Below are 21,163 nucleotides of genomic sequence, written 5' to 3'. Positions count from 1 at the left end.
TATTACTTGCCACCATAAGTAAGGGAACTTTACTGCGCGGTATAGCCCCCATCAATCACTAACTCGGTTCCGGTCACAAATTTAGATTCATCCGACGCCAAATACAGCACGCCGTAAGCAATGTCTTCAGACTCACCAACATGACCAATGGGGTGCAGGCTATCCAGCTGCTTTCTGAACGCATCCACGCCTTCATCAGACTCTTTCCCTAGCTGCTCCACCAGTGGCGTCCAGATAAAGCCCGGGTGCACTGAATTGACCCGAATTTTGTCTTTTGCGTAAATAAGTGCGTCATTTTTGCTCATTAACCTGACGGCGCCTTTAGAGGCATGGTAAGGCGGTAAATCGGCAGCGCCTATCATTCCGTAAATTGATGACAAATTAATAATGCTTCCAGCTCCTGCTTTTTGCATTGCCGGGATGGCGTGTTTAGTACAGTAAAAAACACCACTGACATTAACGTTAATCACCTTATCCCATTCGTCTTTGGTAATTTCGTGCGTCGGCTTATTAACCCCAGCAATGCCGGCGTTATTGACTAAAACATCGATTGACCCGAACTCTTTCGCAATGTCGGAAAACGTTTGGCCTACTTCGTCTTCATTGGCCGTATCGATATGCCAATATTTGGCTGTACCGCCAAAGCCTTTAATTTCATCGACAACTTTTTGTCCTTCGCTATCCGCAATATCGGTTACGGCAACCTTGGCTCCTTCTTTCGCCAGCTCAAGACAAACCGCCCGGCCAATACCTAATGCGCCACCAGTAACAATGGCAACTTTACCTTCGACTCTTTTCATCATTGTGTCCTCTTTGAGATCTTTTCCTGAGTCTAGTATGGGTTACAAATCGGCATATAGACAGGAATCAAAGTTATAGTGATCTAAAGCAACCTTAATCCGTAAAAAAAGCACAATATCTATAAGTTAACAAGGAACCGTTATGACCACCTATAAAGCCATTAACCTGATTAAACGCCCTGAGCCTGGCCCTGTCACAACCGACATATTTGATGTTGTAGAGAAAGAGCTACCCAAAGCTGGTTCCGGTGAAATTCTGATTAAGCAAACACAAATGTCTCTAGACCCTGCCATGTTCGGTTGGATGAGCCCTGATACTGAAAGCTATATTCCCCCTGTTGAACTAGGCAGCGTAATGCGCAGCTCTGGTGTCGGCAAAGTCATTGAGAGTAACCACCCTGACTTTAACGAAGGTGACCGCGTCATGGGTATGATGGGTTGGCAGGAGTACGCGCTCAGTAATGGCCAGGGTATTAATAAAGTGCAGGCCGATGTGCCCGACGAAACCGTGCTGTCAGTGTTTGCATTACCGGGTCTGACGGCCACACAAGGACTGTTTAATGTTGGTAAACCTAAGAATGGTGAAACTCTGGTGGTAACCGGCGCCGCAGGTTCGGTTGGATCAATTGTCGGGCAGTTGGCCAAAGCCGAAGGACTGAAAGTGATTGGCGTTGTCGGCAGCGATGAAAAAGCCAACTGGATTGTCAACGAACTGGGATTTGACGGTGCCATTAATTACAAAACCAGTGACTTGCGCGACCAGCTAATCAAGCTAACCCCTGAGGGCATAGACTTGTACTTTGAAAACACCGGTGGCCCCATTCAGAACCTGGTCGTTGAGCGCATGAACGCTCATGGGCGTGTCGTGGTTTGCGGCATGATAGCCGACTACGACAAAGAAGTACCAAACCCTGGTCCAAGCTGGATACCGGTTATTAAAAAGCGCCTGACCATTCAGGGCTTTACTATGCCGGACCATTTTGAGGAGATTCCCAGTTTGCTAAGCAAACTAACGCCTTACGTTATGTCTGGAAAAATCAAACACCGTTCTCATATTCTTGAGGGGCTGGAGTCCGCCATTGAAGGCTTGAACCTGTTCTTCACGGGTAAAAACAAAGGCAAATTGATTGTTAAGCTGTAAACCACTGGAAACTCTTCTCACGCCAGTTTTACCGTATTCGGGTTATCCTCCAAATACGGTAAAACTCAGCCCTACGTAAGCTGCGTATCCTAACAGAAGCAGACCGCCTTCAAATCTGCTTAGCCTACGCCCGGTATAAAGAAAAAGTAGCAAAACGAGTGACGCGCCCAGCATAACCCACTGATCAAACTGCAGTATTCGCTCATGCACGGGCAGTGGCTGTAACAACGCCGAAATGCCGAGTATGCCCAAAACGTTAAAAATATTACTGCCCAGAATGTTGCCAATAGCCACGTCAGCGTGTCGCCTAAATGCCGCAATAACTGAAACGGTGAGCTCAGGTAAAGAAGTGCCAACCGCCACAAGAGTCAGCCCAATAACGGCTTCAGAAACACCCAACGACTCGGCAATATCGACCGCACCTTTCAAAAGCACCTGAGAACCGACAATTAACAACGCCAGACCAAACACAATGGCTGCTGCTATACGGAGCTTGGTTGTGGGCAAAGAGGTCACTTCCTGCGCCTCTGCTTTATGCAAATCTGCAGATGGTGCATTTCCGAAACGCTCGGTTCTGTATGCCCAGATCAAATAACTTACCAGCGCCAGCAACAAAATAGCGGCATCAAACCTTGCCAGCGCACTTCCCCCGACAAGCACCAGAAACAAGACTGTTCCGGCAACTACGGTAATACCGTCACGGCGCAGTACCAGCGGCTTCACTGCAAGGGGCGCGATTACAGCACACAGTCCCAAAATAAGCAGAATATTGCCGATATTACTGCCAACAACGTTACCAACAGCTATGTCCGGCCGCTCGTTTATAGCGGCATCAATTGAAACCACTAACTCAGGGGCCGAAGTACCAAACCCGACAATCAGTAAACCGCTAAGCAAAGGCGAAACACCCATACGCTTCGCAGCGGCCAGCGACCCTCGAATAAGGGCTTCACCACCCGTGGTCAACAACAAAACCCCAATAATGACGAACAACGCACTCAGCATAGCTTTAAGCTCCCGGCCAGACACGTTACATATAAAAACTTTCCAATAGATAGGTGGCGGCCAAACAAACGCCAATAAAAGCACTATTAATAACAGCCCTAACTCCCCACGGGAGACCACCGTAGGTAAGGTCCAAATACTTAGTTACCACAACCATAAGACCCATAAATACAAACCACGGTGTAAAAAAGAGAATGAATTGCCACTTAACAACACTAACCGCTATGTCATGCAGACCACCACTGACTGCAAAAGTTATTAAAACCGCGAGCCAAACCGGCAAAAAAGAACTCGCAGGTTTCATGACGTTACGCGACAGATAGTAGCCCCAAATAGGATTCCAATAATGCCAAAACTGCGTAAAAGAGCCCGCACCCAAAGCTCGCTGAAACATATTCTTCATAGAGCCCGACGCGCCTATGGCGACACCATTTCTCTTCTTTACGTACTTAGCCAAGGATACTGCTTTTTGCATATAGACTCCGTATGGTTAGCGCTTAGCTGCCCAGCTGGGTAAAAATACCAACCGCGAGCTCGGCCCAAACATACAGTAGCGCTACAACGCATAACCCCGCCCAAAGCAACCAATACTTGCCAGGTACTTTTCTTGCCACCAGCACAAACAAGCTGCTTATTGAAAGCAGCAGAGCTCCCATAACAACAAAGTCGTTAAGCTCCCAATTAACGCTTGTCGTGAACTGCATGGCAACAAACGGCACAAGCAAAATGCACCCTGTAGCTACTGCAATCCAGATAAAGACGTCATTGCGCATTATTAAGTTAGTGGTTTTGTTTTTCATGTTGAATTAACTCTTATTGGTTAATAGCTCAGCGTTCTGTTTAAGGCGCCTGTGCAGGCTGCCCCTAAAGCTTATAAAACCACAAAAAACAAATCTAAAGCTATAAAAATGATGTTAAATATTATTTCGGGCTTTGCATGTAAGGCGGTGAAATCCGCGGAATCTTGTTAAGGAGCTTAAGAAACTGAGTCATAGCTATCGCTTGCCGAGCCATTCTGATGTTCCCGTTATTTACGCTCAAGCTTGCTTACTAACACCATTAGCTTAGTCTGGTCGATTTCTACTGATGCTTCTTTATCGTAAAACACAGTCAGAGTAGGATTAATAACACTCTTCCCAACTTCAACGGCCGCCTGAACCTCAACCGTCTCGCCTTGCGTTGGTGACACGGTTAATTCATAGCGAAAGTCATCACCAACCGTCATGTAAGCCATTTTACCTTCTTCCACGATCATCACTGGCGACTCAACGAGTTCACCACTTTTAAATACTGAGCTTGAGACCCGAAAAGTATCTGCGGCTAAGCATGGCAACGATGCCAACAGTGATACCGACAGCAAATAAAGCCTTGTTTTCATTTCAGTTTCCCTTTGTCGGGTAGGCCATAGTGATTTTCCTCATAGTGGCTATTCAACGCAGCGTTTTCTGGAGAATGCCAGACTAATAGCTGCGAGCACTCCTGCACACAAAAGCCAGAAGGCAACAATAGATAACCACACCATCATTGAAGCATCTTGAACCCCAAACGCACTAAAAGCCACTGCCTGGTCGCTAAAAAAGTGTTCTAACCCCAGCCAAAACGGCGCATTCACCCAGGCGGCTAATAACGCAATGAGAAAGACAGGTTCGAGGCCCAGCTGTATAAATACGGGTGTAACAAGCGGGGGAAGATTAAGCACTAAAGCAACGATTAAAAAGCGCCTAAAAAAGCGGTTGGAGGTAAACATGCTCACATCCTTTTGAGTTAACCTGGCCTTCTGCCTACCAGAGCCAACCTACCTGTATGGTTAACTGAGGGCTCGAGAAGTCGCCGCTACCCGCTGTTATTCCAGGTTCAATATAGAATCCCCCATATTGGAAAGTGCCACTGACACCGGCGTAGTTCCAATCTTCGTCTTCATAGACCCTATAGACAACATCTTGAGTTGAGTAATAAGTAAGGGCGTTATCTTTTATTGTGGAGCTTCCGACTATTACCTGCCAAGAACGCATTGCGCTGTCACGGTTATAGTAAAAACTGTAACCGGCCTCAATTCCGTAGGCTTTTCCCGTGTATCCAACGGCTAACTGAATTGGGTGCCCGGCAATCTCTTTTTTCATAACCAGGTTAACGCCTCCCGGCGTACCTAAAGCAACACCTAACTGAGTCTCGTCAGGCTCAGCGGCGTGCAGAGTCACAGGAAGCAGAGCAGCTATTGCAAGAAGGTATTTCATCTCATTCCTTTTTTGTTTGTTAACAATTGGCTAACACTAAATGAGAAGGAAACAAAAGGCAACGGTATAATATGCCATGTATCATATATAGTTAGTGCCGAATAATACCCTTAATCCTTCATCACAACCTGATTTCTTCCGTCACGCTTACCTTCATAAAGTAGGTTATCGGCTCGGGTAATCAGCATATCCAAATCGTCTTCGGCCTTGGCAACAGCAACGCCAATGGTCACACTCAGCTCCAGATCATTTAATTCGTCAGTTGATGACAAGGCTTCTACATTTTGCTTAAGACGCTCGGCCACCGCCTTAGCGTCTGCAGGACTCGTATGAGGCAGCCCCACCACGAACTCTTCGCCACCAAAACGACCTATAATGTCGGTTGGCCGAAGTGAGTGCTGACACACTTCGGCTATCTTCGTCAGAATGACATCACCACGGGTGTGGCCCCAAGTGTCGTTAATACGCTTGAAGTGGTCAACGTCAATCATAAACAAGCAGAACGGAGTATCTTCCAGTCGAGATCTTTGCAGCAAAGCTTCAGCTCGTTTCATAAAATGACTGCGGCTATCAACACCCGTGAGAGCATCATTCTCAGCGACCATGCGCAACTGCGCCTCTAATGACTTTCGGTGTTTTATTTCCTGCAGTAACTCGCGGTTTTGATCGCGCTCTTCGTTAAGCAAGGAGTACTGCTGACGCTGCAAACGCTCTAACCGCCGCAGCGCCGTGTACCCAACAATATTGGCCATGATAAGTAACAGACCCAACCGGATTGCGCCTGTGGGAGTTACTCCTGCGTACAACATACTCGCCGCTAAAAAAGTAATACTTAAGAACAGGCTAGCCAGCGCTGCAACCGTCAACAAATTTGGAATAAGCAGATAAAAAGCCATAATAGCGACCACCACTGCGGTGATCTGCGTAAGAAGGCTTTCCGGGCGCAAAGGAACAATGAGAATAATCCCCGTTGCCAGAATCCATAATGGTAACGCGTGCAACCAAGCTTTTTCAGCATAACCACCCCGGTGACCAATAACAAAGGCTAACACCAGGCAGGAGCCCACTACCGCAACACGCATAGTCAGCAGCGAGTAATACTCTTGCGTTAGTCCCAGAAGGTTGTAATCGGTAATGCCGAACATGGCAAAAATAATAGATACTAAAAGCAGCGCAAGGCGGGAGTCAGACCTAACATTAGATTCAATAGAGTGGCGGTATTTTAACTCTTTACCAGCGTCAAGAAACTGACCGGTCAGCCAGTGGATATTATTTTGCTTTTGTTGTTGTGACAAAGTCTTACCTGTTAAAACGGTTTTTATTCCAGACAATAAGTGTTAATTCTGACCTTTTCTCCACCGTTTTGCAGTATTTTTCTCACTCTTCCTCGTTGAGCTTCCTTTTTAAAGCCTTGAGGTTGGCGTTAAGCTCTTTAACTTCCAATCGAGACTCCCGTGCTATATCTCGCATGTCCTTAACGCGCTTTGAAATAAGAAAAATAAATATTGGTACTAGTATCCATAACAAAGCAATAGCTAAGTAGGCCAACCCACCTATAATACCGATGCCAGCGAAAAGCGTGTCTTCCATAGAGTTAGTCTCCTTTGATTCAACCTTTTAATATTTATCCTATAAAAATAATACTCTATTGCTAACTCTATAAAGTCTAGTCTTTCAATGCCTGAATAGATTTTTGAGTCTTACTTAGGTTTTCAGCCAAGGCATCGAGTAATTTTTGATACTCCGCCGACTTCTCACCCAGCTCAGTGCGTTTTACCACAGTTGCCAGTTCTTCATCTTCCTGCAGACACTTATCTAAAATGGCGTTTCTAGAATTCGCAGAGAAAAACTGAGTAAGTTCCCCTTCTATTTTGTGCAGGAGTTCTTTATCAGGGTCAGGTTTAGCCGGTAGCTCGCCTAAGTCTTTAACTACATTCTCAAATGGCTCAATATAGGAAGATCTCTCGTTGGCAATATCATTAAGCTTACTGGCGAGGCTATCATCCCCAACCACTTCCGCTATCTCCCGGTAGTAATCCGTTGTCTCAATGACTAACTTCAGAATTTCTATACTATCGGCCTGATTATCTGTGCGTAATATCGACATTTTAATCCTTGTTTTCGTTAAGCAGTGGCATATCACCTACAACAGCTTCAATAGCCTTAGGTATTACCTCGAAGTTGGCCGGTGTATCGGTTTTAAATTCGCCGTCGGCCTGAATGCGCTTCGGCCTGGAGGTTTTAATGCTAATATTTTGGGCTTTTTTACAGACCACCCGCTCTGCCTTTTGCAAACTGCCGTTACGAAAATTGACTCCCAGTAATAACAACCGCCACCACCGTATTGGTTTCAAGCAAAATAAGTTCAACTGCCCATCCAGCAGTGTAGAGTCATCATCGACAATATTTCCGCCACCGTAGTAACGACCGTTACCTACCGCTAGGTGAATTGCCCTTACAGACGCCTTCCAGCCATCAGCTTCTATTTGAACTTTAAAACTCTTGTTGCGCTTCATGACACTGGTAAATGCGCCCAAATACGCAAACACGCCAAAGTACTTCTTCATTTCTGACGTCAGCTCGCGGGTTACCTCTACGCCTAAACCAACATGAGCAACATTCACAAAATAGCTATTATTCACCTTTGCCAAGTTTATGCGTTCTCGCTTGTCATTAACAATAGCCTGAGCGGCTGCAACAACGTCATGCGAAATACCAAGCGAGCGCGCCAAGTCGTTAGCTGTTCCCATCGGTAAAATGGCCAAGGTTTGCTCGCTTTTATAGATTGACTCCAACGCTGAACTGATGGTTCCATCGCCCCCGGCAACAATCACCACTCCTTTTTTCTCACGGTAATTTTCAATGCATGAGGCCATATGAGACGGACTTTCAGTGACGCAAACCTCAACCTCAATGCCGGAGTTTCTGAGCAAGTCGGTGGCTTCAGTTAACTCCTCGGAATGACCATTACGGCTCTTCGGGTTGATAACTAACAACGCATGCTGCAATGCTTTACCTCTTCGTGTTATGCACTGCGTTAAATATAAGAGGTTTATTCCAAGGCTTCAAAGCACTGACGGAATATTTACGTTGCTGGGCAGGGTGACAGATGTGTTAAGCAAAAAGTCACACAAGAATTAGTTGTGAGTTCCTTACCGGGACTCAGAAAGTCTCTGGGGGGAACTCGTGCTCTCTCCTTAAAAAGCAAAAACTTACCCATCGATATACATTTACTATATTTCTTTACGTTCTCTTAAATGTGAAAGTATGACTTTCTACTTTTTTAAATTCCCCAGGAAACCCATTTCCTCCATCGACTCCCCCGAAAGACGTCATGCTACCGAAGTACGGAGATACAAATAGGCCACTCTCATTATTGAAGCTACTCTGCAAAATAATAAAAGTCCCAAATTTAGTCCCCCTCACCTCCTCTGGATTTATTTCTTTTAGAGTCTCCGGTAATTCTTCTTTGGGTATTACGACAACCTCTTCAGATTCAATATCTAACGACTTAACTGCTTGCTCTATGCCTGGTATATTAAAAGCGGTTGTATCAGGGTGCTCAACACATCCAGTTAATAAAAGTAGCAAAGCAGGGACGAAATACCTATTCATTAATCTCTCCCCTGAGGGTTTACATTTGTATACTGCGTCTGCTCCTTTTCACTCTAGCGGATGCGCAATATCTGGTTGTTGTTATGTAATTCACATTAAATGAGTTACACGCTGAGTACAACAAAAGGCCATGTACAACTACTTACACTCCCTTACTAATCCCCCATTTCCCTCAAACTAATAACCCAGTAAAATCCCCTAATCATTCAACGCAGGAATTAACGAATCAGCGTATGAAAACCAATTTAATTACCCTTGGCGGTTATGAAAAGTTGCAGCAGGAACTCGAGCACCTTTGGCGGGTGGAGCGGCGTGAAACCGTGGAGAAGGTGTCGTGGGCGGCGAGTCTTGGTGATAGGTCAGAGAACGCAGACTATAAATACAATAAGCAGAAGCTGCGTAAAATTGATGGTCGTATTCGCTATTTAACCAAGCGTCTGGAGCAGGTGAAGGTTGTGTATTATTCGCCGCAACAGGACGGTAAGGTGTTTTTTGGTGCCTGGGTGGAAATTGAGGACGAAGACGAGAACGTTCGCGCCTTTCAAATTGTTGGCCCGGACGAGATTTATGATCGCAAAGACGCAGTGTCTATCGACTCGCCCATGGCGCGCGCTCTGCTGAAAAAGCAGGTGGACGATGAGGCGGAGGTTAACACGCCGCAGGGCACCAAGACTTGGTTTATTAATAAGATAAGTTACCAACAGCCCGCGTAGTCAATTCGTGATAGTATTCGTCCCCATTATTTGTCGTAACGTTTTAAAACCAAGAGATGTACTATGAGCCAGATACCGCAATTACTTGCTAATGAACTGAAGGTCGACGAGCGTCAGATTGCCGCTGTTATCCAGTTGCTGGACGAAGGCTCGACGGTGCCTTTTATTGCCCGTTACCGTAAAGAGGTCACCGGCGGTTTAGACGACACGCAATTACGTCAGCTGCACCAGCGTCTGAACTACCTGCGCGAGCTGGACGACCGCCGTCAGGTAATACTGAAGTCGATTGACGAGCAAGGCAAATTAACCGACGAACTGGCTCAGAGTATTAAAACCGCCGATTCGAAAACCGAGCTGGAAGATTTATACCTGCCCTACAAGCCTAAGCGCCGCACTAAAGGCCAAATTGCTATTGAAGCGGGCATTGAGCCGCTGGCGGATTTACTGTGGAAAGACCCAACTCAGAGCCCTGAACAAGCGGCCGCTGACTACGTTGACGCTGACAAAGGCTTTGCTGACGCTAAAGCGGTATTAGACGGTGCCCGCGCCATTTTAATGGAGCGCTTTGCCGAACAGGCGGAGTTGCTGAAGCGTTTGCGTTCACACTTGTGGCAGAACGCGCACTTAACCAGCACAGTTGCTGCGGGTAAAGAGAAAGAAGGCGCTAAATTCCGCGACTACTTTGAGTTTTCTGAACTGTTTAAGACCATTCCTTCGCACCGCACGTTGGCGTTGCTGCGCGGTCGTAATGAAGGTTTTTTGCAGCTTTCTATGGACGCTGACCCGGGCAGTGAAGACAAAACCTCCGGCTCGCACTGCGAAGTCATTATTGCTGACTTCCTGAACTTTGAGCACAAAGGTCGTGCTGCCGATGACTGGCTGCGTCAGGTTATTCAATGGACATGGCGGGTGAAGCTGTCGCTGCATATGGAAACTGAACTTATGGCTCGTGTGCGTGAGCGTGCCGAGGAAGCGGCCATTCAGGTATTTGCCAGCAACTTAAAAGACTTACTGATGGCGGCGCCTGCCGGTGCGAAAACCACTATGGGCTTAGACCCGGGCGTTCGTACGGGTGTTAAAGTTGCGGTAGTGGATGAAACCGGTAAAGCAGTCGCTACCAATACAGTTTTTCCGTTTCAGCCGCAAAACCAAATGGATAAAGCCATGCGTACGCTGGCCACCTTGTGCAAACAGTACAAGGTCGAGCTCATTAGTATTGGTAACGGCACTCACTCGCGCGAGACCGACAAAATGGTCGGTGACATGCTCAAGCAGCACAGCGACATTAAAGCCACAAAGGTTATAGTGAACGAGGCTGGTGCGTCGGTTTACTCAGCGTCTGAGCAGGCGGCGCAGGAATTTCCGGATATGGACGTATCACTGCGTGGCGCGGTGTCTATCGCCCGCCGCTTACAAGATCCGCTAGCCGAGCTGGTTAAAATTGAGCCTAAATCGATTGGTGTGGGCCAGTACCAGCACGACGTTAGCCAGTCACAACTGGCTCATAGCCTGGATGCAGTGGTTGAGGACTGTGTAAACGCGGTAGGTGTGGATGCCAACATGGCTTCTGCGGCTTTGCTTCAGCGCGTTTCAGGTTTGTCGAAAACGCTAGCGAAAAACATTGTCGATTACCGCGACGCCAACGGTGCCTTTGCTAACCGTAAACAGTTACTCGATGTGCCGCGCATGGGACCAAAAGCCTTTGAACAGGCGGCAGGTTTTATGCGCATTAATAATGGCGAACAGCCGTTAGATGCCTCGGCGGTTCACCCGGAAGCCTATTCGGTGGTAGAACGCATGGCAAAAGCGAATGAGCTGCCGGTACAAGAGCTGATTGGCAACCATTCATTGGTTAAAAGCCTCAATGCCGCCGACTACACCGACGAGCGCTTCGGTCTGCCAACAGTAACGGACATTTTGGCTGAACTGGAAAAACCGGGCCGCGACCCTCGCCCTGAGTTTAAAACCGCGGAATTTAAAGAAGGCGTTGAGAAAGTCAGTGATCTGAAGCCCGGCATGTTACTGGAAGGTGTGGTAACTAACGTGGCGAACTTTGGCGCCTTTGTGGATGTTGGCGTGCATCAGGACGGCCTGGTTCACATTTCAGCACTGGCCGATAAGTTTGTCAGCGACCCCCGCGAAGTGGTTAAAGCCGGCGACATTGTTAAGGTAAAAGTGCTGGAAGTGGATATTGAGCGTAAGCGTATTGGTTTAACCATGCGTTTAAGCGATGAAGCGCCGGCCAACACCTCAGCTGACAAGCCTAAAACGAAAGCCGGTAACGGACCTAAGAAAAAACCTTCCGGTAGTAGTGGTCGTGCGCCACAGCCACAAAACTCGGCTATGGGTAGCGCATTGGCAGATGCCTTTGCAAAAGCGAAGAAAAATTAAAACGGGATAGAGAGGCGTTAAGCAGTAGCGCTGAATGAGTCCACGGATGGACGAACACGCTTATCGTAGAAAGAGGCTATCATCTCGCCACGCTCCGGCGATGACAGAGTCTTTTTGCTCTGTTCGGCAGGTGCTGCGGCGTCGACGCCATTTGACTGGCTATCACCTTCGCCTTTGTTTGCACCTTCCAGACTTTTGTTAAACGGCGCATTAATACTAATGTCCGGGTTTGGCTCTTCGCCCTCTTCACCATCCTGGCCGGACTCAATTTGCATCTGAGCTAACTCAGCCCGCGCCTGAGTTGCTTTATTGGTTGCTTCAGACGCTATTGCTCTGTCTGCCGGTGAAGGTTGCGCCGGTGCCATAGCTGCACGACGAACCACCTGCATTTTCTGGATAGTGGCTTGTGGGTCACCATTAACCGGGCTAACGTCTATCTGAACTTCACCGCCAACAGCATAAGACTTGCCATCGGGTCCTCGCTCATATTCGTACGAAGGTGAGCTGGCATACTGACCACCAACGGCAGCGTGAGCTTGTTCGTGCACACGAACTTCCTGGTCACGGCTTTTCAGTTCATCGACTTTCTCAATTTCTTCTTCACTGAGTTTTTGCTGATTTTTTTCAGCTTCATCGGTGACTTCCTTGCTGGCTTTGTCGGTGGCTGTTTTGTCGTCACCTTTGCCATCACTCTTGCCGTCGGCTTTTCGGTCGGCCTGAGTATTCGGTTTATTACTGGATTGGTCAGATTTGGCAGGTTCTTTCACCAGCGGCCGCTCGAAATTATCCCTGTTCATCGACTCCGCAGGTGGAGCCGACGTTACAGGAATAGGCGGTAACGCTGGTGAGATATTCATGTTAGAACATTAAGCGTTGGTATCGATCATTGTGCCCAACACTTCGTCAGCAGTTTCTACTGTACGAGTGTTTGCTTCAAAATTGGTCTGCCCCTGATTCAGAGAAACAAGAGAGTCCGTTGTGCTTGTAGCCGTTACGCTTTGGCTCGTTTCAGATGCGGATTCTGTCGCTGTCTGAGCACCATTAACATTGGCATTGTCCTGCTGCTGAACGTCATTACGCCCAGATGCAGAAGCTGAAGCAATTTCCTGGCTAGCCTGAGAAACTTGCTGGTTTGCACGTTGCACACCTTGCAAGCCTGAATTCATTGCTGCACCAATTTCCATAGTCACTCCTAATCACGCGCTGCGCGTGTTACTGCGAATGTACTTGTCAGTATCGGTCATATTTTAAACATTTTCAAGTACTGACAAGTACCGTTCATCGCAATTTTCAGCCGGCTTTATGCGTGTTGCTGAATCTGGTTCAGCAAGGCTTTCCATGAGCGTTTCTGCACTTCTAAGGCTTCTTTCATTTCATCGACCTGCTTTTTCAGCACGTCAATATCATGGTTCACATGCTCTTTTAACGCTTGTGTTTTCGTGTCCAAAAGCTTTTTACGAGCCTGATAGTAAGCCTTCAAATGCTGACCCATTTGATCATAGTGCTCCTGAGCCCTTTCAAACAGCGAATCCGGTGCTGCTTTAGCTTTCTGCTGAGCGCGTTTTAACTGCATTTGCAGTTTCGCCCGCTCTACCTGATACGGCGAGCTACGCTTTAAGTTTTTCGCCAGACCCAGCCATTTACTGGCAACAATCAGCCATTTGGTCGGGTCAAAATGCCACCAGCGAATGCCGTTACGATAGTCCGCAGCAAAAATGTGGTGATAATTATGGTAGCCCTCGCCAAAGGTTAAAAAAGCCAGCACGCCGTTGTCGCGTGCGGTATTTTTGTCGGTATAAGGTTGTTTACCCCAAATGTGCGCCAGCGAGTTAATAAAGAAGGTAGTGTGGTGGTTCAGCACCAGGCGCAGTACGCCGATAACCAGTAACCCGGCCCATACGTCGCCCAGCATAAAGCCAGCGGCAATTGGCCAGCCAAAGTTCACAAATAAGGTCAGCGGCAGGTAATACTTGTGCTGCCACATAACAATTGGGTCTTTCTGTAAGTCCTGAACATTGTCGTAGTCGGTATAACGACTGGCCTGATATTCACGGATCATCCAGCCTATGTGCGAGTACCAGAACCCTCGCTTAGCGGAATACGGGTCTTTGTCGTTGTCATCAACATGTTTGTGATGTTCACGATGATCAGAAGACCAGTGAAGCGCACTGTTTTGCAGTGCGACAGCACCACCAATAGCAAAAATAAAGCGAATTACGGGGTTGGCATCGTAAGTACGGTGCGCCCATAAGCGGTGGTAGCCCGCGGTAATCGATAGCCCGGCGAAACACGCCGTGCCTAACATAACCCACCAAAATGCGGCGCCAATACCTACGCTGTACGCGTATAAAGGCACGCCAACAAGGGCGACGATAAAAGTAATGGCAAAAACTAAGGTGTTTAACCAGATAATGGGGGGCTTTTCAGAAATCTGTTGCATGCATATAACCTAAAACAATCAAATAAAGGCAGGTGACAAAACAGCGTACACCTGTTCGCTGAATGTACGTGTTTCTCGGTCAAATTACAAGCGGTAAAAGTGTAAAAAGCTGTGTTATCATTCTTTACACACACGCATAAATAAACGAACACTATGGCCGGAATTCGCGCAAAGCAGAAAGAGAAAACCCGACAGGCGTTAATTAACGCGGCAATGAACCAATTAAGCGCCGAAAACGGGTTCTCCAGCTTAAGCTTACGCGAAGTGGCACGCGAAGCCGGTATTGCCCCTACGTCTTTCTACAGACACTTTCGTGACATGGATGAGTTAGGACTCACTTTGGTTGATGAGTGCGGTCTGGCATTACGTCAGTTGCTTCGTCAGGCGCGCCAGAGAATCGAGTCCGGCGGTTCCATTATTAGGGTATCCATTGAAACCTTTATGCAATTTGTGGCGGACAATACTGCGACCTTCCGGCTGTTGTTGCAGGAACGTTCCGGCCGCTCGCGCAGTTTCCGTTTAGCCGTAGTGCGCGAAATTGATCACTTTAAAGCAGAGCTGGAGGACTACTTAGTAAATGAGCAGTCCTTTACCCGAGAGCTGGCCGAACTGCAATCCGATACCATAGCTAAAATTGTATTCAGCGCCGGGGCCGACTGCTTCGATGTTGATGAAGAAGAACGCGAAATTATTACCGAGAAAACAATTCAGCAAGTTCGCCTGGTTGCCAGAGGCGCCGAAGCGACTCGCCGATTATTAAAACGAGAGTCATAGAAAAACAACTTTAAACAGACAGAACACTGGAGACTTATATGCTTTTACGTGCTGTAAGCGGTATGGCATTGGCAGTTTGGGCGGTTAATTTAGACGCCCGCGAAATGTCGCTAATAGATACCGTAACCACCAAAGCCATTCGTTCAGCTCAATTATCGCCGGATGGGCAATTCACGGCTGTTATCCGCTCTACGCCCCGTACTCCGTACGAAGACGACGACGGTTCCAGCTACCGTGAGTTAGTACTTATTAACGCTGATGGCGAAGAAACTTCTTACCTGAGCAAAGATAAAAAGTTCAGCCGGGTCAGTTTTGGGCCACAAAGCGAGTACCTGTACTTTACCGCTAAAGAAGAAGGTGACGAGTACCAGGAATTATATCGCATGCCAGTACGCGGAGGCGGTGTTCAGTCAGTCTTTGAATTTGAAGGTAACATTGGCAGCTACGCACTGAGCGATGACGGTGAGCAACTGGTCTTTTTATCTTCAGGCGCAAAGGACAGTGACAAGAAAAAGCTTTCGAAAAAGGGCTTTAAAGCTGAAGTGTACGAAGAAGATTTAACCTACACTCAGGTTTACCATGTTTCTCTGGGTGACGAAGAGGCAGAAGCCAAAGCGGTTACCGCCGAAGACCAGCACGCGCTTTCGGTTAGCTTCCACCCGAATAACGAACAGTTACTGGTTCGTACCGCACCAACTTCGCTTATTGACGACAACTACATGAGCAGCCAGTATCATTTGATTGGTCTGGATGGCGAAGTTGTTAATTCGTTCGAAAGCGAAGGCAAACTGGGGCGTGCTGAATTTTCGCCGGATGGTCGTTATCTGGCTATGATCCGCGCGGCGGACTACAACGACCCGTCTGCCGGCACTTTATTTGTTTATGACACCCGCGAACAAGAGCACCGCAATGTTCTGCCGGACTACAAAGGCTCTATCAAGGACTTTAGCTGGCGGACGGATGAAGAAATTGTCTGGTTAGGCCATCGCGGCACGGAGTCAGAAGTTCAGGCGTTGACGCTTAAATTCCTGGAAAGCCGTAGCCTGTTAGAAACTGGCGAAGCCATTTTCACCAGCCTGGACGGCGAAGCGGGCAAATCAGAATTTGTGCTGACGGGTCATCGCCCCAGCCATCCAAACGAAGCCTTTAAGTACAGCAATGGCCGCCTGGAGCGTTTAACGGATTCTAACCCCTGGTTGGCAGATGTTGAAATGCCGCGTCAGGAAACCATGACCTACGAAGCTCGTGACGGGCTGAAGCTGGAAGGCATTGTGGTTTATCCGACAGACTACGAAGAAGGCAAACGCTATCCGTTAATGATGGTGATTCACGGTGGTCCTGAGTCGCACTACAGCAACGGCTGGTTAGACCGTTATGGTTCGCCGGTTAAGCACGCTGCCGCCAAAGGTTATGCGCTGTTCTTCCCGAACTACCGCGGCAGCACCGGACGCGGTGTTGAATTCTCCAAACTGGGTCAGAACGACTACGCAGGTAAAGAGTTCGATGACATTGTCGATGCTAAAAAACACCTCGTTGATATCGGCTTGGCGGATGAGTCAAGCGTCGGTATTACCGGCGGCTCTTATGGCGGCTTTGCATCAGCCTGGGGGGCAACAGCGCAAACCGAACACTTTGCTGCCAGCGTCATGTTTGTCGGTATCAGCAACAACTTATCTAAGTTTGGTACCACTGACATTGCGAAAGAAATGCACGCGGTACACGCGCGCAGCTACCCATGGGACAAGTGGGAATGGTACTTAGAGCGCAGCCCAATTTTCCACGCAGAAAAGGCCCGCACGCCAATTCTTATCATGCACGGTAAAGAAGACACCCGTGTACACCCTTCTCAGTCAATGGAGCTTTACCGTTACCTCAAGACTCACGGTAACGTGCCGGTTCGCTTAGTGCTTTACCCCGGCGAAGGCCACGGTAACCGTAAAGTTGCAGCACAGCTGGACTACAGCATGCGCCTAATGCGCTGGATGGATAGCTTCCTGGTTGAGAAAGCCGAAGAGAAACCATCGTTTGAGCTGCCACACGCTGAGCAGCTGAAGTAAGAATACCTCTAATAAAAAGCCGGGAGCTATGAAGCGTCCCGGCTTTTTTGTTCCTTCAACTTCTTTATTTACCGGCGACAGCTCGCCAGATTTCTTTCCAGCCTGGTTCTTTACCATAGTACTGAATGCCCATGGCGAATAAACGCCCGGCAACACTACGCATCCAATATACGAAGGCCGCCAGCAATACCAGGCTCAGCAACCACTCCCATACTGCAACGTCTGTTTGCAGCAAGCGCGCAGGCATCATTGCGAATGAACTGATCGGAATAATGCTCATCACCGTTGCGATGGTGGAGTCTGGCTCACCAATCACACTGAAGCTTAAAAACACCGGCAACAGCGGTACCAGCATTACGGTACTGCGGGACGAGTGATTCGGGTCATCAATGGTTGCCGAAAAGCCAGCCAGCATGGCGTTGATTAAAACTGTTCCCAGCACCACAAAGATAATACTGAGCAGAGTCGTTCCCACGCCCCAATCCAGGCCCGAACCACCGTCTTCTGAAAAGGCGGCAATCACCATGCTCACGCCCAGAATCATTAATCCAATAAAGGTCATGGATTTAATACTGTGCAGCGTAATACCTATGATTTTTCCGTCCATCCACTGCGTAGGCGTCACAATCGTCAGCAACTGTTCCGTCACACGTTGCTGCTTCTCGGCAGTAATCGACATCATCATCAATCCAAAACCGGTGAAAACACCGACCATGATCACCATCAGCAACATGGTGGCGGAAGCGTCGCTGGCATCGTCTATCGAAGCGTCTTCGCTTTCTTCAATAGCAAAGGTTATGTCGGGTTTCTCATTAATGACTGTGCGCTCTTCCGGCGTCAGTGACAGTTGTTGAATACGAAGAGTCTGCAACTGCTCCTGCAGCTCGCTGCGTAACTCCTGCTGCCAGCTTTGGGACTTCTTCACCCAAACCTTAGCGGTTAACTCGGGTGTAATCACAATCAAGGTGTCTAAGTCTTCCGGTAGCTGCGTTTGCCACTTTTCCACTTCCATGGTGCCGGCGCTACGAAGGGTTAAGTCTTTTGGCGCCTTGAATTCCCACGCCTGCGGCTTACCTTCCTGATAGAAAATAGCGCCCTGGTATTCATCGGAAAAAATTTGGGTAATAGCTCCCCAACCAGCACTCACCGCAAAAATCACCACTAAAAGCGCAATGGAAAACAGCTCCTGCTTCCACTTAAAAAAGCGTTTGAATTCCCACCAGGCAATAGCTTTTAACTGTTGTAAGTAACTGACTTTCATGACTGCACCTCCCCGGTTTGCTTACGTATCGTGTCCAGGTACAAGTCATGTAACCCCGGCTGAATAGGTGCAAAAGCCTTTATCGGCACCTGCTGTGCTAGCTGCGGCCACAACTGCTCAATATCGGCGTCCTTGTTAAACGTCAGTTCAACCTGCTCGTCGTTTACTTTATGAACTGAATCGACCTGTTCCACTGCCGCCCAGTTTTCCATTGCAAGCTGGGCATTGGTGGTCACCCGGTAAACCGGTTCCGGTAGTAAAGTATTGCGAATTTCCTGAAGGCTTCCCTGCGCAACAGCCTGGCCTTTATTCATTAACAGCATGGTATCGGCTAAACGTTCTACCAATGCCATCTGGTGCGCACTCAGCACCACGGTTTTGCCGCGCTCGCGCAGCTCACTAAGTACCGTCAGCACATGTTCCTGATTCACCGGATCCAAACCTGAAAACGGCTCGTCAAGAATCACCAACTGTGGGTCATGCAGCAAGGTGGCTATAAGCTGCACTTTTTGCTGGTTACCTTTAGACATCTGACGCAACGGCTCGTCTTTACGATCCGTCAGTTCAAACCGTGCCAGCCAGCTGTCAATATCGCCACGTATGTCGCTCAGCTTCAGTCCGCGCAGACTGGCAATGTAATTAAGGTTATCGAGAATGGAGCGGTCCTGATACAAGCCACGGTCTTCGGGTAAGTAAGCAAAGTCGTGGTAAGTCAGGTCTATGGTTTGACCGTTGTTCTCAACCACAATTTCGCCTTGGTCGGGGTGCGTCAAACCAACCAGCATACGAACTAAAGAGGATTTACCGGCACCATTGGGACCAAGCAGAGCCTGAATTTTTCCGGGTTGAATATCGAGTGATATTGCATCTACCGCCGTAACCGTGCGATAGCGCTTAGTGACATTATTAACTGAAAGGCGCATGTTGTTTTTCTGTTATTAGAATGTGGCGCCTATCTTAGAAACACAAAGGGCCCGTAACAAGTGTTACGAGCCCTTTAATTTGTTTCAAACTGTGACTTTACAGTTGCGGGCCTGCCGCTACCAGCGCTTTACCGTTATCGGTGTCGGTAAACTTCTCGAAGTTAGCAACGAAACGCTCAGCCAGGTCTTTGGCTCGCACATCCCACTCACCTGCGTCTTCGTAGGTGTTACGCGGGTCTAAGATGCTGCTGTCTTCAACGCCGGCTAACTGAGTTGGCATCGCTAAGTTGAAGTATGGCAGTTCGACAAATTCCGCGTCTTCAATCGAGCCGTCTAAAATAGAGTCGATGATAGCGCGGGTCGCTTTAATAGAGATACGCTTGCCGGTACCGTTCCAGCCAGTGTTAACCAGGTAAGCTTCTGCGCCAGCCGCTTCCATACGCTTCACTAATACTTCCGCGTACTGAGTTGGGTGCAGACTTAAGAACGCCGCGCCAAAACAACTGGAGAACGTTGGCGTAGGCTCGGTTACACCGCGCTCGGTGCCTGCTAATTTGGCGGTAAAGCCAGATAAGAAATGGTACTGCGCCTGCTCTTTAGTCAGCTTAGACACCGGAGGCAATACGCCAAAGGCGTCAGCCGTCAGGAAAATCACCTTTTTCGCGTGACCCGCTTTAGACACCGGCTTCACAATGTTTTCTATGTGATGAATTGGGTAAGAAACACGCGTGTTTTCTGTTTTTGAGTTGTCGTCGAAATCAACAACACCATTTTCATCAACAGCAACATTTTCCAGCAGAGCGTCACGGCGAATGGCGTTATAAATATCCGGTTCAGCTTCTTTCGACAGGTTAATGGTTTTCGCGTAACAACCACCTTCAAAGTTGAAGACACCGTCGTCGTCCCAACCGTGCTCGTCGTCACCAATCAGTGCGCGTTTCGGGTCAGTCGACAACGTCGTTTTACCTGTGCCTGACAAGCCAAAGAAAATAGCCACATCGCCTTTTTCATCGACGTTGGCAGAGCAGTGCATAGAAGCAATACCTTTAAGCGGCAGGAAGTAGTTCATCATTGAGAACATACCTTTCTTCATTTCGCCGCCATACCAGGTGCCGCCAATCAACTGAATTTTTTCAGTTAAGTTAAACGCCACAAAGTTTTCAGAATTCAGCTCTTGTTCTTGCCACTTAGGATTAATGCACTTTGCGCCATTCATGACCACGAAGTCTGGTTCAAAATTTTCCAGCTCTTCTTCGCTTGGGCGAATGAACATGTTTTTTACAAAATGTGCCTGCCATGCCACTTCAGTAATGAAGCGAACCGCAAGACGTGTATCTTCGTTAGCACCGCAATAGGTGTCAACCACAAACAGACGTTTGTGCGACAACTGCTCAGTAACCAAACCTTTCAGTTCATTCCAGGTTTCAGTCGACAATGGTTTGTTGTCGTTCTTGCCCTGGTCAGCCCACCAGACGGTATCGCGAGTCGTGTCGTCGCGAACAATGTATTTGTCTTTGGGGGAACGTCCGGTAAAAATTCCTGTATCAACAGCAACCGCTCCAAGGTCCGTTACCGTTCCTTTTTCATAACCTTGCAGGTCATCGCGAGTTTCTTCTTTGAACAGCAGGTCATAGGACGGATTATGGACGATTTCTTCGACATCGGTGATGCCGTAGCGGCTCAGATCCAGATTTGGCATGACGTAAGGCTCCTGAGATTACGGTCTTGTTCGTTAACGTTAACAGCAGTAGCACCGCGCAAAGCATCCTGTTTTGCTGCTGGTTTACTGGTCAATTTTCAGGCCGCGAA

General features: G+C 48.1%; 23 protein-coding genes. 5 read left to right on the top strand and 18 right to left on the bottom strand.

Going from position 1 to position 21,163, the window contains the following annotated elements; genetic code table 11:
• Positions 1-29 precede the first annotated feature (29 nt).
• A complete protein-coding gene (locus VBY75_RS07360; protein WP_416511812.1) occupies positions 30-803 on the bottom strand; it encodes an SDR family NAD(P)-dependent oxidoreductase in 774 nt (257 codons plus the stop codon).
• 139 nt (positions 804-942) lie between these two features.
• On the opposite strand from VBY75_RS07360, the gene VBY75_RS07355 reads away from it, so the two are divergent.
• Positions 943-1,941: an NADP-dependent oxidoreductase gene (locus VBY75_RS07355; protein ID WP_416511810.1), complete on the top strand. Its 999-nt coding sequence runs from the start codon at positions 943-945 to the stop codon at positions 1,939-1,941.
• A 42-nt stretch (positions 1,942-1,983) separates the two neighbouring features.
• Here the strand turns inward: VBY75_RS07355 and VBY75_RS07350 are convergent, their stop codons facing one another.
• The 11 genes from VBY75_RS07350 to VBY75_RS07300 all read right to left on the bottom strand — a co-directional run bounded on the left by VBY75_RS07350 (position 1,984) and on the right by VBY75_RS07300 (position 8,795).
• The gene (locus VBY75_RS07350) at positions 1,984-2,946 is read right to left on the bottom strand and encodes a calcium/sodium antiporter (protein ID WP_054490738.1); all 963 of its coding nucleotides are present in this window, start codon (positions 2,944-2,946) and stop codon (positions 1,984-1,986) included.
• A 25-nt stretch (positions 2,947-2,971) separates the two neighbouring features.
• Positions 2,972-3,421: an MBOAT family O-acyltransferase gene (locus VBY75_RS07345; RefSeq protein ID WP_054490740.1), complete on the bottom strand. Its 450-nt coding sequence runs from the start codon at positions 3,419-3,421 to the stop codon at positions 2,972-2,974.
• A gap of 22 nt (positions 3,422-3,443) precedes the next feature.
• Positions 3,444-3,746 (bottom strand): hypothetical protein, encoded by a 303-nt coding sequence (locus VBY75_RS07340; RefSeq protein ID WP_200795865.1) that lies wholly within the window; start codon positions 3,744-3,746, stop codon positions 3,444-3,446.
• 227 nt (positions 3,747-3,973) lie between these two features.
• Complete coding sequence (locus tag VBY75_RS07335) at positions 3,974-4,324, bottom strand: hypothetical protein (protein WP_054490741.1); 351 nt, start codon at positions 4,322-4,324, stop codon at positions 3,974-3,976.
• A 48-nt stretch (positions 4,325-4,372) separates the two neighbouring features.
• Positions 4,373-4,693, bottom strand: coding sequence for a hypothetical protein (locus VBY75_RS07330; protein ID WP_054490744.1), 321 nt, complete (start codon positions 4,691-4,693; stop codon positions 4,373-4,375).
• A 34-nt stretch (positions 4,694-4,727) separates the two neighbouring features.
• Positions 4,728-5,180 carry a hypothetical protein gene (locus VBY75_RS07325; protein ID WP_224797763.1) on the bottom strand — a complete coding sequence of 151 codons (453 nt, stop codon included), beginning with the start codon at positions 5,178-5,180 and terminating at the stop codon, positions 4,728-4,730.
• Between the two features lie 110 nt (positions 5,181-5,290).
• The gene (locus VBY75_RS07320; RefSeq protein ID WP_416511805.1) at positions 5,291-6,475 is read right to left on the bottom strand and encodes a GGDEF domain-containing protein; all 1,185 of its coding nucleotides are present in this window, start codon (positions 6,473-6,475) and stop codon (positions 5,291-5,293) included.
• 82 nt (positions 6,476-6,557) lie between these two features.
• The gene (locus VBY75_RS07315) at positions 6,558-6,770 is read right to left on the bottom strand and encodes a hypothetical protein (protein WP_199494033.1); all 213 of its coding nucleotides are present in this window, start codon (positions 6,768-6,770) and stop codon (positions 6,558-6,560) included.
• Positions 6,771-6,846: 76 nt separating this feature from the next.
• A complete protein-coding gene (locus VBY75_RS07310; RefSeq protein WP_416511803.1) occupies positions 6,847-7,287 on the bottom strand; it encodes a hypothetical protein in 441 nt (146 codons plus the stop codon).
• Position 7,288: 1 nt separating this feature from the next.
• Positions 7,289-8,188: a lipid kinase gene (locus VBY75_RS07305; RefSeq protein ID WP_416511801.1), complete on the bottom strand. Its 900-nt coding sequence runs from the start codon at positions 8,186-8,188 to the stop codon at positions 7,289-7,291.
• Positions 8,189-8,423: 235 nt separating this feature from the next.
• Positions 8,424-8,795 carry a hypothetical protein gene (locus tag VBY75_RS07300; RefSeq protein WP_222236341.1) on the bottom strand — a complete coding sequence of 124 codons (372 nt, stop codon included), beginning with the start codon at positions 8,793-8,795 and terminating at the stop codon, positions 8,424-8,426.
• A 233-nt stretch (positions 8,796-9,028) separates the two neighbouring features.
• Here VBY75_RS07300 and greB point away from each other — a divergent pair, with 233 nt between their 5' ends.
• Positions 9,029-9,508, top strand: a complete 480-nt coding sequence (greB, locus tag VBY75_RS07295) for a transcription elongation factor GreB (RefSeq protein WP_222236339.1) — start codon at positions 9,029-9,031, stop codon at positions 9,506-9,508.
• Positions 9,509-9,571: 63 nt separating this feature from the next.
• A complete protein-coding gene (locus VBY75_RS07290; protein WP_416511798.1) occupies positions 9,572-11,899 on the top strand; it encodes a Tex family protein in 2,328 nt (775 codons plus the stop codon).
• Between the two features lie 17 nt (positions 11,900-11,916).
• Here the strand turns inward: VBY75_RS07290 and VBY75_RS07285 are convergent, their stop codons facing one another.
• The 3 genes from VBY75_RS07285 to VBY75_RS07275 form a co-directional block, all read right to left on the bottom strand.
• On the bottom strand, positions 11,917-12,756 hold the full coding sequence (locus tag VBY75_RS07285) for a putative metalloprotease CJM1_0395 family protein (protein ID WP_416511796.1): 840 nt from the start codon (positions 12,754-12,756) through the stop codon (positions 11,917-11,919).
• A gap of 9 nt (positions 12,757-12,765) precedes the next feature.
• Positions 12,766-13,083, bottom strand: coding sequence for a flagellar basal body rod C-terminal domain-containing protein (locus VBY75_RS07280; protein ID WP_416511794.1), 318 nt, complete (start codon positions 13,081-13,083; stop codon positions 12,766-12,768).
• Positions 13,084-13,199: 116 nt separating this feature from the next.
• Positions 13,200-14,339, bottom strand: a complete 1,140-nt coding sequence (locus VBY75_RS07275; protein WP_416511792.1) for a fatty acid desaturase — start codon at positions 14,337-14,339, stop codon at positions 13,200-13,202.
• Between the two features lie 153 nt (positions 14,340-14,492).
• On the opposite strand from VBY75_RS07275, the gene fabR reads away from it, so the two are divergent.
• On the top strand, positions 14,493-15,113 hold the full coding sequence (fabR, locus tag VBY75_RS07270; protein ID WP_054490791.1) for an HTH-type transcriptional repressor FabR: 621 nt from the start codon (positions 14,493-14,495) through the stop codon (positions 15,111-15,113).
• A 38-nt stretch (positions 15,114-15,151) separates the two neighbouring features.
• Positions 15,152-17,170, top strand: a complete 2,019-nt coding sequence (locus VBY75_RS07265) for a S9 family peptidase (protein ID WP_416511790.1) — start codon at positions 15,152-15,154, stop codon at positions 17,168-17,170.
• Positions 17,171-17,234: 64 nt separating this feature from the next.
• Here VBY75_RS07265 and VBY75_RS07260 read toward each other — a convergent pair whose 3' ends face one another.
• From VBY75_RS07260 to pckA, 3 genes are all read right to left on the bottom strand, one after another.
• Positions 17,235-18,431 (bottom strand): ABC transporter permease, encoded by a 1,197-nt coding sequence (locus VBY75_RS07260; RefSeq protein WP_054490795.1) that lies wholly within the window; start codon positions 18,429-18,431, stop codon positions 17,235-17,237.
• Complete coding sequence (locus VBY75_RS07255) at positions 18,428-19,354, bottom strand: ABC transporter ATP-binding protein (protein ID WP_222236335.1); 927 nt, start codon at positions 19,352-19,354, stop codon at positions 18,428-18,430. The genes VBY75_RS07260 and VBY75_RS07255 overlap by 4 nt, the downstream gene beginning before the upstream one ends.
• Positions 19,355-19,451: 97 nt before the next feature.
• Positions 19,452-21,053 (bottom strand): phosphoenolpyruvate carboxykinase (ATP), encoded by a 1,602-nt coding sequence (gene pckA, locus VBY75_RS07250; protein ID WP_416511787.1) that lies wholly within the window; start codon positions 21,051-21,053, stop codon positions 19,452-19,454.
• Positions 21,054-21,163: the final 110 nt, after the last annotated feature.

Origin of the sequence: Idiomarina sp. HB, from assembly GCF_048059115.1 — a bacterium.
GTDB lineage: Bacteria > Pseudomonadota > Gammaproteobacteria > Enterobacterales > Alteromonadaceae > Idiomarina > Idiomarina abyssalis.
Note: the sequence above shows the minus strand (reverse complement) of the source record. Positions and strands in the feature narration are given on the sequence as shown.

What these genes read in the sequence shown, in the direction of transcription:
- VBY75_RS07360 (WP_416511812.1), bottom strand. Translation starts at nt 803, where the DNA reads ATGATGAAAAGAGTCGAAGGTAAAGTTGCCATTGTTACTGGTGGCGCA.
- VBY75_RS07355 (WP_416511810.1), top strand. Translation starts at nt 943, where the DNA reads ATGACCACCTATAAAGCCATTAACCTGATTAAACGCCCTGAGCCTGGC.
- VBY75_RS07350 (WP_054490738.1), bottom strand. Translation starts at nt 2,946, where the DNA reads ATGCTGAGTGCGTTGTTCGTCATTATTGGGGTTTTGTTGTTGACCACG.
- VBY75_RS07345 (WP_054490740.1), bottom strand. Translation starts at nt 3,421, where the DNA reads ATGCAAAAAGCAGTATCCTTGGCTAAGTACGTAAAGAAGAGAAATGGT.
- VBY75_RS07340 (WP_200795865.1), bottom strand. Translation starts at nt 3,746, where the DNA reads ATGAAAAACAAAACCACTAACTTAATAATGCGCAATGACGTCTTTATC.
- VBY75_RS07335 (WP_054490741.1), bottom strand. Translation starts at nt 4,324, where the DNA reads ATGAAAACAAGGCTTTATTTGCTGTCGGTATCACTGTTGGCATCGTTG.
- VBY75_RS07330 (WP_054490744.1), bottom strand. Translation starts at nt 4,693, where the DNA reads ATGTTTACCTCCAACCGCTTTTTTAGGCGCTTTTTAATCGTTGCTTTA.
- VBY75_RS07325 (WP_224797763.1), bottom strand. Translation starts at nt 5,180, where the DNA reads ATGAAATACCTTCTTGCAATAGCTGCTCTGCTTCCTGTGACTCTGCAC.
- VBY75_RS07315 (WP_199494033.1), bottom strand. Translation starts at nt 6,770, where the DNA reads ATGGAAGACACGCTTTTCGCTGGCATCGGTATTATAGGTGGGTTGGCC.
- VBY75_RS07310 (WP_416511803.1), bottom strand. Translation starts at nt 7,287, where the DNA reads ATGTCGATATTACGCACAGATAATCAGGCCGATAGTATAGAAATTCTG.
- VBY75_RS07300 (WP_222236341.1), bottom strand. Translation starts at nt 8,795, where the DNA reads ATGAATAGGTATTTCGTCCCTGCTTTGCTACTTTTATTAACTGGATGT.
- greB (WP_222236339.1), top strand. Translation starts at nt 9,029, where the DNA reads ATGAAAACCAATTTAATTACCCTTGGCGGTTATGAAAAGTTGCAGCAG.
- VBY75_RS07290 (WP_416511798.1), top strand. Translation starts at nt 9,572, where the DNA reads ATGAGCCAGATACCGCAATTACTTGCTAATGAACTGAAGGTCGACGAG.
- VBY75_RS07285 (WP_416511796.1), bottom strand. Translation starts at nt 12,756, where the DNA reads ATGAATATCTCACCAGCGTTACCGCCTATTCCTGTAACGTCGGCTCCA.
- VBY75_RS07280 (WP_416511794.1), bottom strand. Translation starts at nt 13,083, where the DNA reads ATGGAAATTGGTGCAGCAATGAATTCAGGCTTGCAAGGTGTGCAACGT.
- VBY75_RS07275 (WP_416511792.1), bottom strand. Translation starts at nt 14,339, where the DNA reads ATGCAACAGATTTCTGAAAAGCCCCCCATTATCTGGTTAAACACCTTA.
- fabR (WP_054490791.1), top strand. Translation starts at nt 14,493, where the DNA reads ATGGCCGGAATTCGCGCAAAGCAGAAAGAGAAAACCCGACAGGCGTTA.
- VBY75_RS07265 (WP_416511790.1), top strand. Translation starts at nt 15,152, where the DNA reads ATGCTTTTACGTGCTGTAAGCGGTATGGCATTGGCAGTTTGGGCGGTT.
- VBY75_RS07260 (WP_054490795.1), bottom strand. Translation starts at nt 18,431, where the DNA reads ATGAAAGTCAGTTACTTACAACAGTTAAAAGCTATTGCCTGGTGGGAA.
- VBY75_RS07255 (WP_222236335.1), bottom strand. Translation starts at nt 19,354, where the DNA reads ATGCGCCTTTCAGTTAATAATGTCACTAAGCGCTATCGCACGGTTACG.
- pckA (WP_416511787.1), bottom strand. Translation starts at nt 21,053, where the DNA reads ATGCCAAATCTGGATCTGAGCCGCTACGGCATCACCGATGTCGAAGAA.